Source organism: Flavobacterium sp. FlaQc-30 (assembly GCF_044005885.1).
Lineage (GTDB): Bacteria > Bacteroidota > Bacteroidia > Flavobacteriales > Flavobacteriaceae > Flavobacterium.
The window spans coordinates 52332-67675 of sequence record NZ_JBIPCO010000009.1 but is presented as its reverse complement, the minus strand read 5'-3'; the positions used below and the strand labels follow the sequence as shown (position 1 = coordinate 67675).

At 33.3% G+C, this 15344-nt stretch carries 16 protein-coding genes and 1 riboswitch; of the genes, 3 read left to right on the top strand and 13 right to left on the bottom strand.

What is annotated here, in order from left to right:
• Positions 1–89: 89 nt before the first annotated feature.
• Both rpmH and carB read left to right on the top strand, forming a co-directional pair.
• Positions 90–251, top strand: coding sequence for a 50S ribosomal protein L34 (rpmH, locus tag ACHRV0_RS18670; protein ID WP_008464848.1), 162 nt, complete (start codon positions 90–92; stop codon positions 249–251).
• A gap of 146 nt (positions 252–397) precedes the next feature.
• A complete protein-coding gene (gene carB / locus ACHRV0_RS18665) occupies positions 398–3253 on the top strand; it encodes a carbamoyl-phosphate synthase large subunit (protein ID WP_129023552.1) in 2856 nt (951 codons plus the stop codon).
• A 68-nt stretch (positions 3254–3321) separates the two neighbouring features.
• Here carB and yiaA read toward each other — a convergent pair whose 3' ends face one another.
• From yiaA to ACHRV0_RS18640, 5 genes are all read right to left on the bottom strand, one after another.
• The gene (gene yiaA, locus ACHRV0_RS18660) at positions 3322–3720 is read right to left on the bottom strand and encodes an inner membrane protein YiaA (RefSeq protein ID WP_089054169.1); all 399 of its coding nucleotides are present in this window, start codon (positions 3718–3720) and stop codon (positions 3322–3324) included.
• A gap of 164 nt (positions 3721–3884) precedes the next feature.
• Complete coding sequence (locus ACHRV0_RS18655) at positions 3885–4421, bottom strand: DUF4252 domain-containing protein (RefSeq protein WP_395442022.1); 537 nt, start codon at positions 4419–4421, stop codon at positions 3885–3887.
• Positions 4422–4423: 2 nt separating this feature from the next.
• Positions 4424–4951, bottom strand: a complete 528-nt coding sequence (locus ACHRV0_RS18650; protein WP_089054171.1) for a DUF4252 domain-containing protein — start codon at positions 4949–4951, stop codon at positions 4424–4426.
• A gap of 16 nt (positions 4952–4967) precedes the next feature.
• Positions 4968–5429 (bottom strand): hypothetical protein, encoded by a 462-nt coding sequence (locus ACHRV0_RS18645; RefSeq protein ID WP_129023549.1) that lies wholly within the window; start codon positions 5427–5429, stop codon positions 4968–4970.
• On the bottom strand, positions 5416–5925 hold the full coding sequence (locus ACHRV0_RS18640) for an RNA polymerase sigma factor (protein WP_395442020.1): 510 nt from the start codon (positions 5923–5925) through the stop codon (positions 5416–5418). The genes ACHRV0_RS18645 and ACHRV0_RS18640 overlap by 14 nt, the downstream gene beginning before the upstream one ends.
• 157 nt (positions 5926–6082) lie before the next feature.
• On the opposite strand from ACHRV0_RS18640, the gene ACHRV0_RS18635 reads away from it, so the two are divergent.
• Complete coding sequence (locus ACHRV0_RS18635) at positions 6083–7555, top strand: S41 family peptidase (RefSeq protein WP_129023547.1); 1473 nt, start codon at positions 6083–6085, stop codon at positions 7553–7555.
• A 74-nt stretch (positions 7556–7629) separates the two neighbouring features.
• On the opposite strand, the gene ACHRV0_RS18630 is transcribed toward ACHRV0_RS18635, so the two are convergent.
• The 8 genes from ACHRV0_RS18630 to ACHRV0_RS18595 all read right to left on the bottom strand — a co-directional run bounded on the left by ACHRV0_RS18630 (position 7630) and on the right by ACHRV0_RS18595 (position 15267).
• Complete coding sequence (locus ACHRV0_RS18630; protein ID WP_129023546.1) at positions 7630–8676, bottom strand: YncE family protein; 1047 nt, start codon at positions 8674–8676, stop codon at positions 7630–7632.
• A 5-nt stretch (positions 8677–8681) separates the two neighbouring features.
• Positions 8682–10535, bottom strand: a complete 1854-nt coding sequence (locus tag ACHRV0_RS18625; protein WP_395442017.1) for a TonB-dependent receptor plug domain-containing protein — start codon at positions 10533–10535, stop codon at positions 8682–8684.
• A gap of 26 nt (positions 10536–10561) precedes the next feature.
• Positions 10562–10768, bottom strand: a riboswitch (cobalamin riboswitch).
• Positions 10769–10834: 66 nt separating this feature from the next.
• Complete coding sequence (gene cobC / locus ACHRV0_RS18620; RefSeq protein ID WP_395442015.1) at positions 10835–11371, bottom strand: alpha-ribazole phosphatase; 537 nt, start codon at positions 11369–11371, stop codon at positions 10835–10837.
• Positions 11356–12147: an adenosylcobinamide-GDP ribazoletransferase gene (locus ACHRV0_RS18615; protein ID WP_395442013.1), complete on the bottom strand. Its 792-nt coding sequence runs from the start codon at positions 12145–12147 to the stop codon at positions 11356–11358. Before ACHRV0_RS18615 ends, cobC begins: the two co-directional genes overlap by 16 nt.
• Positions 12148–12171: 24 nt before the next feature.
• The gene (cobT, locus tag ACHRV0_RS18610) at positions 12172–13851 is read right to left on the bottom strand and encodes a nicotinate-nucleotide--dimethylbenzimidazole phosphoribosyltransferase (RefSeq protein WP_395442011.1); all 1680 of its coding nucleotides are present in this window, start codon (positions 13849–13851) and stop codon (positions 12172–12174) included.
• Between the two features lie 126 nt (positions 13852–13977).
• A complete protein-coding gene (cobU, locus tag ACHRV0_RS18605; protein WP_395442009.1) occupies positions 13978–14487 on the bottom strand; it encodes a bifunctional adenosylcobinamide kinase/adenosylcobinamide-phosphate guanylyltransferase in 510 nt (169 codons plus the stop codon).
• Between the two features lie 31 nt (positions 14488–14518).
• Positions 14519–14881 carry a four helix bundle protein gene (locus ACHRV0_RS18600; RefSeq protein ID WP_395442007.1) on the bottom strand — a complete coding sequence of 121 codons (363 nt, stop codon included), beginning with the start codon at positions 14879–14881 and terminating at the stop codon, positions 14519–14521.
• Between the two features lie 23 nt (positions 14882–14904).
• A complete protein-coding gene (locus tag ACHRV0_RS18595) occupies positions 14905–15267 on the bottom strand; it encodes a DUF5522 domain-containing protein (RefSeq protein ID WP_129023540.1) in 363 nt (120 codons plus the stop codon).
• Positions 15268–15344 lie beyond the last annotated feature (77 nt).

Genomic DNA, 15344 nt, shown 5'->3' with positions numbered 1-15344 from the left:
AAAGTCTTTGTATATTTGCACTCGGTTTTGGAATAAGGATCTCCAAAACAGAAAAAGAGATATTAGATACCATTTAAAGATACAAAGCAATGAGCAAAAGAACATTTCAACCATCGAAAAGAAAAAGAAGAAATAAGCACGGATTTATGGACAGAATGGCTTCTGCGAATGGAAGAAAAGTTCTAGCGCGTAGAAGAGCAAAAGGAAGACATAAATTAACTGTTTCTAGCGAGCCTAGACACAAAAAATAATGTTTGTATAAACATACATAAGGCGATTACTTTTTTAGTATCGCCTTTTTTTATACCTTGTCGGTAATAAATTTGTAACATTCTAGTTTCTAAAGCACTGTGAATGTTTTTTGAATACATTATAATAACTACACAATACATACAAAATGCCTAAAGACACATCAATAAAATCAGTTTTAATAATAGGTTCAGGACCTATTGTTATTGGTCAAGCTTGCGAATTCGATTATGCGGGATCTCAATCTGCACGCTCGATTCGTGAAGAAGGAATTGAAGTTATCTTGATAAACTCAAATCCAGCGACGATTATGACCGACCCAACCATGGCCGATCATGTTTATTTGAAACCACTAACTACAAAATCGATTATTGAAATTCTAAAGGAACATCCACAAATTGACGCTGTTTTGCCAACTATGGGAGGACAAACGGCTTTGAACTTGTGTTTGGAAGCTGAAGAAAAAGGAATTTGGCAGGATTTCGGCGTAAAATTAATCGGGGTTGATGTAAATGCAATTAACATTACCGAAGATAGAGAGCAGTTTAAACAGCTTTTAGAAAGAATTAATGTGCCAACTGCACCTGCAAAAACAGCTACTTCATATTTAGAAGGAAAAGAAATTGCTCAGGAATTTGGTTTCCCGCTTGTAATCCGACCTTCATTTACACTTGGAGGAACTGGAGCAGCAGTTGTTTACAAAAAAGAAGATTTTGATGAGCTTTTAACAAGAGGTCTTGAAGCTTCTCCAATTCACGAAGTTTTAATTGATAAAGCTTTGATGGGATGGAAAGAATATGAGTTAGAACTTTTGAGAGATAAAAATGACAACGTTGTAATTATCTGTTCGATCGAAAATATGGATCCAATGGGAATCCACACAGGAGATTCGATTACAGTTGCGCCAGCGATGACATTATCAGATACAACTTTCCAAAAATTACGTGACTACGCCATCTTAATGATGAGAAGTATCGGAAATTTTGCAGGAGGTTGTAACGTACAATTTGCAGTTTCACCAGACGAAAAAGAAGATATTGTTGCGATCGAAATTAATCCTCGTGTATCTCGTTCTTCTGCTTTAGCATCAAAAGCAACAGGTTACCCAATTGCTAAAATTGCTTCTAAACTGGCTTTAGGATACAATCTTGACGAATTGCAAAACCAAATTACAAAATCAACTTCGGCTCTTTTTGAACCAACTTTAGATTATGTAATCGTAAAAATACCACGTTGGAACTTTGATAAATTTGAAGGTGCTGACAGAACTTTAGGACTTCAAATGAAATCTGTTGGTGAAGTAATGGGAATTGGAAGATCTTTCCAGGAAGCATTACACAAAGCAACTCAATCTCTTGAAATTAAAAGAAACGGTTTAGGTGCTGACGGAAAAGGATATAAAAACTACGAACAAATTATCGAGAAACTAACTTTTGCAAGTTGGGATCGTGTTTTTGTAATTTATGATGCGATTGCAATGGGAATTCCGTTGAGCCGTATTCACGAAATCACAAAAATCGATATGTGGTTCTTAAAACAATACGAAGAACTTTATACTTTAGAGAAAGAAATTTCGAACTATAAAGTTTCGAATCTTCCAAAAGAGCTTTTGCTTGAAGCGAAACAAAAAGGTTTTGCCGACAGACAAATTGCTCACATGGTAAATTGCTTAGAAAGTGAGATTCATACTTTACGTATGGATCAAAATATTAACCGTGTCTTTAAATTGGTTGATACTTGTGCGGCTGAGTTTAAAGCAAAAACACCTTATTACTATTCTACTTTTGAGGCTGAAATCGAAAAAGCAAATGGTGAGCGCTACGTAGATAACGAAAGCATTGTAACAGATAGAAAGAAGATCATCGTTTTAGGTTCTGGACCAAACAGAATTGGACAGGGAATCGAGTTTGATTATTCTTGTGTACACGGAGTTTTAGCAGCTAAAGAATGCGGTTACGAAACAATCATGATCAACTGTAATCCTGAAACGGTTTCGACTGACTTTGATACAGCTGACAAATTATACTTCGAGCCCGTTTTCTGGGAACATATTTATGATATCATTCAGCATGAAAAACCAGAAGGTGTTATTGTTCAGTTAGGTGGACAGACGGCTTTGAAATTGGCTGAAAAATTATCTAAATACGGAGTAAAAATCATCGGAACTAGTTTTGATGCACTTGATTTAGCTGAAGATAGAGGACGTTTCTCAGATTTATTGAGAGAATTACACATTCCTTTCCCACAATTCGGAATCGCTGAAACGGCGGATGAGGCTTCTGCTCTTGCAGATACTTTAGACTTCCCATTATTGATTCGTCCTTCTTATGTATTAGGAGGTCAGGGAATGAAAATTGTAATCAATAAAAAAGAATTAGAAGAGCACGTAATCAACTTGTTGAAAACTATTCCTGGAAATAAATTGCTTTTAGATCACTATTTAGCCGGAGCAATCGAAGCTGAAGCGGATGCAATTTGTGATGCTGACGGAAATGTTTACATCATAGGAATTATGGAGCATATCGAACCTTGCGGAGTTCACTCTGGAGATAGTAATGCTACTTTGCCTCCTTTTAACTTAGGAGAATTTGTAATGCAGCAAATAAAAGATCATACAGAAAAAATTGCAAGAGCGTTGAAAACTGTTGGTTTAATCAATATTCAGTTTGCTATAAAAGACGATACGGTTTACATTATCGAAGCAAATCCAAGAGCTTCTAGAACGGTGCCATTTATTGCAAAAGCGTACGGTGAGCCTTATGTGAACTATGCTACAAAAGTAATGTTAGGACATAGTAAAGTAACTGATTTTGATTTTAACCCACAATTAAACGGGTTTGCGATCAAACAGCCGGTTTTCTCTTTCAGTAAATTCCATAATGTAAACAAAGCATTAGGACCAGAAATGAAATCGACAGGAGAAAGCATCTTGTTTATTGATGACTTAAAAGACGATCAATTCTACGAATTGTACTCTAGAAGAAAAATGTATTTGAGTAAATAATCTCAAATTTTAATATAAAAAAAGCTCCAATGAAAATTGGAGCTTTTTGATTTTAGTTAGGCCTAAGTTTATTCATTTTCGCTAAAACTCATATTGTCACGAGTGTTTTTTTGAACAGAGATTGCTCCAAACAATGCTAATAAGAAGGCAAATGCATAGAAACCTTTTTCGCTTGGTAAAATTGTTGCATTCCATAAGCCAACAGCTAAAAGCACAATTGATAAAAGAGTTCCAAACCAGCAGATTCCATAGTAAATGTCAGTCACTGGAAGTTTTTCAAGTCTGTCTCTAACGCTTTTTTGTAATGAAACCACAGCAAAAAGTCCAAACATTAGAACTGTAAAATAATAGCCTTTTTCGTTTAGCAGCATTTCAGCTCTTGCTAGTCCAACAATATATCCAATCATTCCAGCTCCAAGAGCTACCCAAGATGCCGCTATAAAGGCATTCGATGTTTTTTGTACCATGTTTGTTTTTAATTTATTAAATGTATTGGTTAGCGACAAATGTAATTAAATTCGTATAATATATGCAAAAATGCATATAAAGATTATTCAGTTTTATCTTCTTAATTGTTAAAAATAAAAAAAGCTCCTAATGGAGCTTTTTCAATTTAAGTAAGATGTATTTATTATTTAACCAGCTGCTGTAAAGGTTTTAACTGTTCCATGTCTATATTTGATTGTTTTAAAACAGTCATTAAAGTCATGATGTTATTTGGATTCATGTTTTTTCCTAAAACACGAACTACTGCAAAACCAGTTTCTTTTCGATTAGCGAAAACAACAAACTCTTCAATGTTTTCATCTGTGCCAACATAACTTATAGAAGCGCCGTCTTTACCTGAGCCAAATGTCATTAGCTGTTGATATTTTGGGTCTTTTAAAATAGCTTTGACTTTTGCTCTTTCTGTTTCAAATTGAGCTTGATTTTTGTCGTTTGCTTTAAAAGCTAGAATATTCATCTTGTCAAATGACTTTAAAGCTTCATTTTGCTCGGCGGATAATTTTGCTTTTTCTAAATTTAAAATAGTAGGAGAAACATCTAGAGCAATAAAATCTTTATTGTCTGTATTTTGTACAAAATACTTTTGCAATGAAGGTTCAGAATTACAACTTACTAAAGTTAATAATACTAAAAGGGCTGAGGTAAAAACGTTGATTTTCATGATTATTTTTTGCCTTTAGAGGCTTTTTTTAAGTCTGAACCGCCTGGAAGCTGCATTTTGTCTGTAAGTACTGAAATTTCGTTTAAGTCAAAATTTCCAGTTAGAGAAAGTAAAACAGTTTCGTCATTTTTTGCGCCGTCAACAAACATAAGTAATTCTCTAATTTGTGTATCGCTTGCACCAGATTTTACCATTATGCGTACATTTTTTCCGCTGTCGTTTACTCTCATAAGTTCTTCCAGACCTGCTGTTTTAATATATTTATCAGCAGAAGCCTTCATGTCGGCTTCGATTTTAGGATTTTTTGTTGTAAACACTTTCAAATAATCTAATTTTTTAATCAAATTAATGTACTGCTGTGTTTCTTTATCAGTAGCGTCAACTTTTACTTTGCTCATTAAATCGAACATTTTTTTGTTTACAATTACTGATGTCACATCGTCTTGACCATCAAATTTGTCAAAGGCGCCTTGAGCATAAAATACATTTGTTACAAAGGCGAATACTAGTGTTATGATAAGATTTTTCATTTTTGATTGAATTTAATTACTGTTTAAAAATTTTGTTTTTTGATTGTTCGTATTCGTTAATGTATTGTACACTTTCGATACCTACATTAACATTGTTTGATAATAATGCCAAAGCTTTTTGAGTCGCTTTCAGCGCTTCTTCCGGATTATCATAGGTTCCTAATTCTGATTGTGCTGCAACTACTGGAGCTGCATTTTTTTCACTAACAAAGAAATAAGTTCCAATTCCGAGTAAAACAACAGCCGAAGCAGCAATCGATAACCACGCTACATTTCGTTTCTTAGTTTGTAGTGGAATCTCTTGTGTCGATTTTTGCTGTTTTACCTGAGAGAAATAACCAAAAAGTGGTTTGTATTGCTCCAAATGCTGCGCAACATTTGATGATGAAAAGTATTCTTTTAACTGATTTTCTTCGGCAATAGTTGTCTCTCCCTCGAAGTATTTTTCTAATATATGTTCTATTTTATCTGATTCCATAACTGTGTGTGTTAATCATTTCTTCTCTAATTTTTTTTCTTGCTCTTGAAAGTGCTACCCGAATCGCCGTTTCATTCATGTTGACAATTTTTGCAATTTCTTCAAATTCATATTGCTCGACATCTCGCAATTGAATCAGTATTTGCAATTGTTCAGGGAGTTGATTTACTATTTTTTCAACCCATTCTAAACTGTCTGAATCTTCCAGTTTTTTATCCAATTGCGGCTCACGATCTGTGAAATTATTATGAACAATTTTTAGATTTCCAGCTCTTTTTGATTTTAACTGATCAAGACAATAATTTTTAGTCATTGTCATTGCCAGCGCTTCAACATTATTATAAGTACTTAAATCGTCTTTTTTATTCCATAATTTGACCAATACCTCCTGAGCAGCATCTTCTGCTTCTTCGGTGCTGGTAAGCAATCGTTTTGCCAGACGAAAAACTTTGTCTTTAAAAGGATTTACTAATTCTATAAACACATTCTGGTTCATAAATTAAAGGTTATTCGTTAGCTTATATAATCAAGACGAGGCACAATTATTTTTGTTACAAAGAGTTTGTATTTTTTTTATAAAAAAAGAATACTACTTAAAACTAAAGATAGTATTTTTACGTTAGTATTCTATAATGATGCCGAAACCAAAATTTATGAAAACAATTCTAAGGTCAGCACTTCTCTTGTGTATGTTAGCATTTTCTTTGCAGTCTTGTGAAGATCAGGACGATGTTATGTCTCCATCTCATTTACAAGTTAATGATTTTGTATGGAGAGGATTGAATGAAGTTTATTTATGGCAGGCTGATGTGCCAAATTTAGCTGATGACCGTTTTGCTTCAAAAGCAGACTTAGAGAATTACTTAGCGGGTTATTCAAGACCTGAAGATTTATTTCAGGATTTGCTGAATAAACCAATTAGCAAATATCCAAATGGTAATGCAATAGATCGTTTTAGCTGGATTGTTGATGATTATACTGTTTTAGAACAGGAGCTTAATGGTATTTCAAAAAATAATGGTTTAGATTTTAAGCTTACTAGAGTTGCTCAAGGATCTAATGATTTAGTTGGTTATGTTCGTTATGTTATTCCTAATTCTAACGCATCGACTAAAGATATTAAAAGAGGAGATTTGTTTACGAGTATAAACGGAACAAAACTTACGATTTCAAATTATCAATCTTTATTGAATACTGATAATTATACTTTAGATCTTGCTGATTTTAATGGATCTGCATTTGTATTGAATGGAAAAACGGTTTCCTTATCTAAAACAACTTTAGAGGAAAACCCTATTCTTATTAATAAGGTGATTGAATCTGGAGAGCACAAAATAGGATATTTAATGTATAATGGTTTTTATGCAGGGTATGATGCGAGGTTAAATCAAGCTTTTGGGGATTTAAAAGGAAAAGGAATTACTGATTTAGTTTTGGATTTAAGATATAACGGCGGAGGTTCTGTAAGATCGTCTACGCGTTTAGCCAGTATGATTACCGGGCAGTTTGAAGGGAAAATATTTTCGAAAAGACAATATAATTTTAAGCTTATGGCTGGAATGACAGCAGATGATTTAGAGCTGTTGAATGAAAGATTTGTAAAAAGTATTGATGGTGCAGTAATAAATAGTTTAAACTTGGCGAGAGTATTTATTATCACTACAGCAAATACAGCATCTGCAAGTGAATTGGTTATAAATGGACTAAAACCATATATTGAAGTTATTCAAGTTGGCGAAATTACTACAGGTAAAAATGTGGGATCGTTTACGGTTTATGATTCTCCAACTTTAACAAAGACAAAGGTGAATCCAAATCATAGATATGCTATGCAGCCATTGGTTTTTAAAATTGCTAACGCTGCTGATTTTGGAGATTATACACAAGGATTGCCTCCAACATATGAACAACGTGAGTCTTTTAAAACATATGGCGTTTTGGGAGAAAGCAGCGAACCGCTTTTGAATCTGGCGATTTCTAAAATAACAGGAGCAACTGCCAAAAAAGTTCAAACGGAACAAGATGTAGTTTTGCCTGAAATCAGTAATTCTAAAAAAATAAATGGATTGCGAAATGAAATGTATTTGGAGAATGTTCCAAAAGAATTTATGAGGACTTTAAAATAGAAGTAAAAAAAAATAGGCTTTCAGAGATGAAAGCCTATTTTTTTTCCAAAAACTAATAACAAATTCTAAAAGAATTAATCATTAAAATAGAAGCCATTTGGTGCAATACCAACTGTTAATTCTTTTAGTAAAGTTCCAGTCAAGTTATAGATGTATGCTTTACTGTCTACTTTGTAGTTACCGCTGTCTGCCAAGTAAACTTTACCGTCTTTAACTGCAAAACCGTATAAGTTAGCAACTGAAGGAGCATTGAAAATTGGAGTTGAAGAAACTGCAGTTGCAGAAGTGTTTATAACATAAACTGAGCTTTTTACGGTATAATAAATTTTGTCATCAGAAATATCTAAATATCCAGCTTTTTCTAAGCTTGCAGGAAATGGAAGTTTAGTAACAGATTTATCTGCTAATTTTACTTTTACAATTTCGCTGCTTGCTCCACCCCAAGGTGCTCTTAAAATATATAAAACACCATCTTCTTCTTCAATTGAATCAGCACTTGTTCCAATTGTTATTGGAGCTTCTACAGTTTTAGTTGCAATATTAACAATCAAAAGTTTGTCGCTTGCGTCTGGTTCAGTAATGTACAATTTACCATTTTCAAGAATAAGTCTGTTTGCAGTAGCATTCAATTCGATTTTTGATTCTACCTTATTTGTTGCTAAATCAATTACAGCAACATAATCGTCAGTATCACCAGTAGCTGGATTAATGTACGAGTAAGTGTTTGCATTAGTAACGTAAGCCTTTCCGTCTTTTACAACACCATATCTTGGATTAGCAAGTCCGCTGTCGATTTTAGCGATCAATTTAAAAGTATATCTGTTTACTACATTTATAACATTTGAGCCACCAGCAATGATGTAAGCTCTGTCTCCGTTAAAGAAAATGTTTTGAGCATATTTTCCAAGTAAATCTGAACCGTTTGCTGCAGTGTAAGCATCTTTTGTAAAAAGACTAAAATCATCACTAGAAAAAGAAACTGTCCCTTGTCCTGTACTTCCTTCATTTAAAATGAAAAATCCGTTGTCATATTCTCCTTTTGGCTGGTCATCATCGTCATTAGAACAAGACACAAATAAGGAAACGCCAAGTGCTATTAAAAGTAATTTACTAAGTTTCATAAATATTAAAATTTTAAAGTTAAATACATGTTGAAATTTCGACCTGGCATAGGTCTGTTCTCAAGACTTTCATAATTTTCGTTGAAAATGTTCAATACCTGAATACCAAGTTTGAAGGAGTCAAGAAATTTAAAATCATAATCGATTCCAATATTGGATAATGTAAAATCTTTTATGATTTCGTCGGGATTGTTATCTGCTCTGGTATAAACAAATCCATTATATAAAAATTGATAATAAGCAGAGATTCTATTTCTAGAATATGAAACGGAACCTGTGACTTTATTAAACGGAACAAAGAAAAGCTGTTTTTTGGTTTCTTCGTCTTTAGAAGCCGTGTAGGCATAAGAAGCATTTGCGCCAAAAATATTCTTGCCATATTGTTTTTTCCAGCTCAACAAAGTTTCGGCACCATAACTATTAACCTTATCTCTATTTTGAGGCGTCCAAATGCCATTTGAACCCGGAACCCATTGCAGTAAATCTTTAATTTTGATGTAATAAAAAGTCTGTGTCAACGAAATGTTTTTAAAGGTAAAAACGTTTCCAATTTCTGCCTGATAAGAGCTCTCTGGTTTTAAATCAGGATTCCCGCCTTCTTCCCAATATAAATCATTAAAAGTTGGGATTCTGAAGTTTCGAGATAAATTCAGTTTTAAATTGTACAATTTGTTAAACTGATAAGAAGATCCAAGATTGAATAAAACCGGTGATTTGTAATTGTCTGTAAATTCTTTTCGAATACCAAATTCATTCTTCCAGTCAGTCGAAAAATCTTGCTTTATAAGTAAAGCAGCCGAACCAATTTCTCTAGTGTTATCTCCAAAACCGCTTCCGTAGCCTTTTGTTCTGTTATAGTCTATGATTCCGTTAACTTGAGTTGATTTAAACAAAGTGTAACCTATATCGGCTTTAGAAATAAAACTCTCCGTTTTTCCGTAAGTATATTGATTTTTTGAATTATCAGCATAATACTGATAGTTTTCAAAAATATACGCCGTTTTGAAATTTGCAGTTAGTTTTCCAAAATTACCGTCGTATTCTAATAAGTTTCTGTTGAAACCATTTACATACTTGCTTTTAGTTTCTGTTTCAGTAATTAAAGAAGTATTTCTATCTGTATTTGAAGTTTGAGTATATAATTTTAAGCTGTTTTTGGCATTAATTTTATACCCCACATTAGCATTCATCGTAATAACGTCGTATTGTCCGTTTTGGTTCCAGCGTTGTTCGCCTCTCCAAGTATATTGATTTAAATACTTATAATCGTTTGTTGAGCTGTTTTTAGAAAAACCAATTTGAGCGCTCCATTTTTCGTTAGAAATATTAGTTTTATAATTGATTCCAATCGTGTTGAAACTGCCGTAGTCTAGTCTTAAATTATTTTCAAAACGCTTATAAAAACTCATGTCATTATTTAAATGTACAGTTCCTCCAATTGCGCCGCTGCCGTAAATAACACTTCCTCCGCCTGCTTTTACGCTGACAGAATTATAATCGGAACCAGAAATGGTGTTGAAATCAGTACTTCCATTCATTTGAGAATTAATATTAATTCCGTTCCAGATTACTGCAGTCTGAGAAGAAGTAGTTCCTCGAAAAGAAACCGTAGAAAGCATTCCACGGCCATACTCTTTAAAATAAAGAGTCGAATTAAAATTTAATAAATCAGTAAGTAAAGCTTCATTTTTACTTATAATGGAATCATTAAGTTTTAAAACAGATTGGGAGTTGGAGTATTTTTTTAGATTGGCATCAGAAACCAGAACCTCTTTCAGGTTATTAATAGTATCTTTTTGCGCCAAGATACTCTGGCACAATAATAAGAAAAGACAAGCAAAACGTATTTTTAAAGTCATAATTTCTACACTCCTTTTCCCGAGAGCTCGATATTTGTTACAAAGGCAGGTCTCCTGGCTTGCGTCTTGTTGTTTACCTTCCCATTCGCCGCGGCGAACAGTGGTTTTGTAGTTTACAACAAGCATTCTTTTCAGAACAAAGCTTACAGTTGCGGGTACAGCTCAAGAATTTTTACTTGATTCCCTTTTAATGTGTTAATAATAAAAACACAACCTTAATTTGCTGCAAATATAAAGTTAAAAATAATGATAATTCAAATTTGTTTTACTTTTCAGGTCAAAATGCAAACAAAAGGACTTTATAATTCGATTTTTATAATCTGGCCAAAGTCTACTTTATTTTGAAAAGCATCCTTTAACGGCAGTGAAGTCTGGTGGCATAAAATACTTCTAATTACGCCGGCATGTGCTGTAATAACAATTGGAGATTTTATTTTTTTTGAAATAAGTGCATCGATAAAATCTCCAACTCTGTCATGTAGTTCTACAAATGATTCTCCATTTTGAACTTTAATATTTACAAAATCTTCCATCCAGGGATTTAATTGTTCTGGTGGAATTTCATTCCAATTTTTCAATTCCCAATCGCCAAAATTCATTTCCATTAAACGCTCGTCTTCTTGATATGAAATTGCTTTGGTTTTTGCTTGAATGTATTTTGCTAAAGTGACACAGCGTTTTAACGGACTTGTAAAAATTTGAGCTTCTGAAGGTAATTGCGAGACAATGTTTTCGAATATTGTTTCAAAAGGTTCAGCAATATCAACATCAGATTGCCCGTAACAGATTCCTTTTTCGCAAACCGTTTCGGTATGACGAATTAAATAAATTTCCATATCAAAAGAAAGCTTAAGTAATAAACAACTTCACAAACTTGCTGCGTTGCGCCAAGACAGTCTCCGGTATAGCCATCTATCCATTTTTGGAAATATCTAGCGAGAAAATAACGCATAATAAAAACAGGAATTAAAGCTAAAAGGAATTTAGAATTGAAATAGGATAGTGCCAGTAAAGGAATTAATCCAAAGAAAAAAGATCCGAAAATTTCTTTCCAGCTATGTTGTTTAGCAATAGGTTTACTTTTGCTAGAAGCATCGTCTCGAGAATATTCATGCGTGAAAATAATACTAATAGCAGCCAAACGACTTACAGAATGAGCAGAAATGAATAACAGAAAAACTAATAAATAAGAATTACTGTTTGTAAAAAGCAAAATTGATTCTGTCAGCAATTTAAATTTTGCTAAAAAAAGTAAAACTAACCCAATTGCTCCATAGGCTCCAATTGCACTGTCTTTCATAATCATGAGGATTTTTTCTTTAGTCCATCCTCCGCCAAATCCATCGCAGACATCAGCAAATCCATCTTCGTGAAAAGCTCCAGTTGTCAGTACAGAAGCTATGATAGCAAAAATAACTGCCGTTTCTGTTGATAGGAAAAGTGAAAAAATATAGAAAAAAGCAAATGAAATTGTTCCTACAATCCAACCGATAAATGGAAAATATCGTGTTGCTTTATTTAAGTAATCGGGATCATGATTGATATTTTTTGGACAAGGAATTCTAGTGTAGAACATCAAACAGGTGAAGAAAATGTGTAGTTCTTTTTTCATTTAAAATAAATTTTTATTTGGAGTTTACTTGCGACTAACCCCAGCACTTTCAAAACTTGCCATTTCGTTTAAAAATGCTTCCGCCGATTTTAAAATCGGAAAAGCGACTGCGCAGCCGGTTCCTTCACCCAAGCGCAAATCTAGGTTTAAAATAGGTTTTGCATTTAGGTAATCTAGTAATTTTATATGTGCTTTTTCGGCAGAGCAATGGCAGAAAACAGCATTGTGTTTGATGTCAGGATTTATTTTTGAAGCAATTAAAAAAGCCGTGCTGCAAATAAAGCCATCAACCAGAATAAGCATTTTGTTTTCATAAGCTGCGAGCATTCCGCCGGCAATTTGTAAAATTTCAAAACCGCCAAAATAAGCCAGCTGCTGTTTTAAATCGGCTTGACCAGAATAATTTTGAATGGCACTTTTGAGCAAATTTTGTTTCTGAATTAACTTTTCGTCTTCAACACCAGTTCCTTTTCCAACACAATCTTCAATTGGTAAATTAGTTAAAAGACTCATTAATACAGATGCTGTCGAAGTATTTCCAATTCCCATTTCACCAAAACCAATACAGTTTGAACCCGTTTTGGCGATCGTATCAACAATCGATTTTCCCTTTTCAAGACACAATTGCAATTCGGTTTCACTCATTGCTGGAACATGAAGAAAAGATTGTGTTCCTTTTGCAATTTTAGCATTTATCAATTTTGCATTCGTTGGGAAATCATAATTTACACCTGAATCTACAATAGATAAATCAATATTATTTTGACTGCAGAAAACATTGATTGCGGCTCCGCCTTCTAGAAAATTAGTCACCATTTGGCGGGTAACATCTTGCGGATAAGCACTAACTCCATGATTCGCAATACCGTGATCAGCTGCAAAAACTACTATGGCAGGATTTGTTATTTTTGGATTTAAGGTTTCAAAAACGGTTGCCATTTGAAAAGCTAAAGTTTCTAAAGTCCCTAAAGCGCCAATAGGTTTTGTTTTTGAATCTATTTTATCTTGAAGAAGTGCGCTGAAATCTGTTTTGATCTCAGTACCATTTTGTTGTTTTAAATCTAAATCAAGAAAATTTGATTTTTGTATTTTATCGATTTCAGTACAAATCGGAGTTTCAGATTTTTGTTTCCAATGTAATTGCTGCAACATTGGCTGATTGTTATAATTTGTTGCTGGTTTTCCAATACAGAAATAACCAAGCGGTTCTATATTATCTGGTAAATCAAGAATTTTTTTAAATTGATAATAATTGATAATCGAAACCCAGCCCATTCCATAACCTTGTTCAGTAAGCGAAAGCCAAATGTTTTGAGCTGCACAAACTGAGCTGAATTTTACGGCTTCGTTACTTCCAATTGTTCCAATCGTAAACTGATTAAGAACGGAACGATCATAAGCTATAATAAGTCCTAGAGGAGCTTCTTCAATTGTTTCTAGTTTTAAGGATCTGTAAAGTTCTTTTTGTTCTGGATTATCCGTTAGTTCTTCCGCTTTTTTATTATAATCTAAAAAAAGTTCTTTTACTGCGGTTTTAACTTCTTTAGATTTTATGATATAATATCTTGTTGCATCGGTCAGCCCAACAGAAGGCGCCCAATGTCCAGCTTGTAAAGCTTTCTGAATTACTTCATCAGGAACTTCGTCTGTTGTAAAATGCCTTGTATCACGACGTGACTTTAAAATATCATCTAAATTGCTCATTTTTAAATTCCAGTTTTTAAACTCCAAATTCCAATACAACTGAAATTTGAATATATAAGTAAAGGTAGGGTATAGTGTTGGAATTTGGAATTTTAATTTTGGAATTCCCTTTTAAGCATTAGAATTTTATCCTTTGATTTTGACAGGAATTCCAGAAACCATTAAAACAACTTCATCAGCTTTAGATGCCAAAAATTGATTCATCCAGCCTTGCAGTTCCGTAAATTTTCGTCCAATTTCGGTAGAAGCATGAACGCCCATTCCGATCTCGTTTGTTACAATAATAAGTGATGTGTTTTTTTGTTCGGCTAACGAAAGAAATTCTTTTTTAGCTTCTTCTAAACTTAAATTGACATCATTTTTATGATCTACAAAAAAATTGGTCAGCCAAAGTGTTACGCAGTCAATTAGAGCAACTTTACCCGAAAAATCAATTTTACTTAAGTATTTTTCTTCTTCAATATTAGTCCATCGTTCGTCACGATCCTTTTGATGGCGGTCTATCCGATTTTGAAAATCTGAATCCCATTTTCGGGCTGTAGCCACATAAATAGGATTGTTTGTAAGTTGTAAAGCCAGAGATTGGGCATATCCGCTTTTTCCTGAGCGTTCGCCGCCGGTTATCAAGTAAATCATTAGTTAATTATAAATTGTTAATTATGAATTGTTAATTAGTTAGTTGTTGATTTTTGGTGGTTTTAATAATGCTCGTTATTAATTTTAAAATTTCTATCGCATCATTAGAAATATTTTCAAACTCTTTTTCATTTAGAAAATTAGTCGATTTTAATAATTCTAACCAATAAATTGTTTCATTAGCTTCTTTCTGTGCAATTGCGAATTTATGAATGAAATCACTTTTACTTTCAGCATGTTCAGCTTCACGTATCATTGCGCCAATGCTTGTTCCAGATCTTATAAGTTGTTTAGAAAGTATAAATTCCTTTTTGTCATTACTTAAATATTGATATAGTTTAACTACTCTGATTGCAAAGTCAAAAGTTTTGTTTTTCACAATATTTTCTTTCATAATTAACAATTTATAATTAACAATTAATAGGGGCAGTGTCTGCAGTCGTTTCCGCAACAGCTCCCTCTTTTGAGATGAAACCAAGGCTTGAAAACATAATTTCCATCTTCGATATAATAATCGATACCTTCAATTAGGTTTTCTGTTTTAGGCAGGGTTGCAGCTTTATTTTTAAGTGCTCTTTCAGGAGTCAATGTTTCAATATAAGCGTCGATTTTATCTTCGCATGCTTCTTTAAAACAAACTGGGCATAGACAATCTCCTCCTTCAGAAAGATTGAAAATAGGCGGAAAGTCATTGCACCAGCACTTGTTTTCAACCGAAATATCTCCACAGCTGAATTGAGTTTCACAGCTCGAGCAAACTTTTGTTTTTGTGGTATTCATAGTGTAAAGATACAGTTTGTTGAATTTTGTAGGAATAAAAATAAACAAAAAAAATAGAAAATGGTTTACCTTTGTTC

What these genes read in the sequence shown, in the direction of transcription:
- rpmH (WP_008464848.1), top strand. Translation starts at nt 90, where the DNA reads ATGAGCAAAAGAACATTTCAACCATCGAAAAGAAAAAGAAGAAATAAG.
- carB (WP_129023552.1), top strand. Translation starts at nt 398, where the DNA reads ATGCCTAAAGACACATCAATAAAATCAGTTTTAATAATAGGTTCAGGA.
- yiaA (WP_089054169.1), bottom strand. Translation starts at nt 3,720, where the DNA reads ATGGTACAAAAAACATCGAATGCCTTTATAGCGGCATCTTGGGTAGCT.
- ACHRV0_RS18655 (WP_395442022.1), bottom strand. Translation starts at nt 4,421, where the DNA reads ATGAAAATCAACGTTTTTACCTCAGCCCTTTTAGTATTATTAACTTTA.
- ACHRV0_RS18650 (WP_089054171.1), bottom strand. Translation starts at nt 4,951, where the DNA reads ATGAAAAATCTTATCATAACACTAGTATTCGCCTTTGTAACAAATGTA.
- ACHRV0_RS18645 (WP_129023549.1), bottom strand. Translation starts at nt 5,429, where the DNA reads ATGGAATCAGATAAAATAGAACATATATTAGAAAAATACTTCGAGGGA.
- ACHRV0_RS18640 (WP_395442020.1), bottom strand. Translation starts at nt 5,925, where the DNA reads ATGAACCAGAATGTGTTTATAGAATTAGTAAATCCTTTTAAAGACAAA.
- ACHRV0_RS18635 (WP_129023547.1), top strand. Translation starts at nt 6,083, where the DNA reads ATGAAAACAATTCTAAGGTCAGCACTTCTCTTGTGTATGTTAGCATTT.
- ACHRV0_RS18630 (WP_129023546.1), bottom strand. Translation starts at nt 8,676, where the DNA reads ATGAAACTTAGTAAATTACTTTTAATAGCACTTGGCGTTTCCTTATTT.
- ACHRV0_RS18625 (WP_395442017.1), bottom strand. Translation starts at nt 10,535, where the DNA reads ATGACTTTAAAAATACGTTTTGCTTGTCTTTTCTTATTATTGTGCCAG.
- cobC (WP_395442015.1), bottom strand. Translation starts at nt 11,371, where the DNA reads ATGGAAATTTATTTAATTCGTCATACCGAAACGGTTTGCGAAAAAGGA.
- ACHRV0_RS18615 (WP_395442013.1), bottom strand. Translation starts at nt 12,147, where the DNA reads ATGAAAAAAGAACTACACATTTTCTTCACCTGTTTGATGTTCTACACT.
- cobT (WP_395442011.1), bottom strand. Translation starts at nt 13,851, where the DNA reads ATGAGCAATTTAGATGATATTTTAAAGTCACGTCGTGATACAAGGCAT.
- cobU (WP_395442009.1), bottom strand. Translation starts at nt 14,487, where the DNA reads ATGATTTACTTGATAACCGGCGGCGAACGCTCAGGAAAAAGCGGATAT.
- ACHRV0_RS18600 (WP_395442007.1), bottom strand. Translation starts at nt 14,881, where the DNA reads ATGAAAGAAAATATTGTGAAAAACAAAACTTTTGACTTTGCAATCAGA.
- ACHRV0_RS18595 (WP_129023540.1), bottom strand. Translation starts at nt 15,267, where the DNA reads ATGAATACCACAAAAACAAAAGTTTGCTCGAGCTGTGAAACTCAATTC.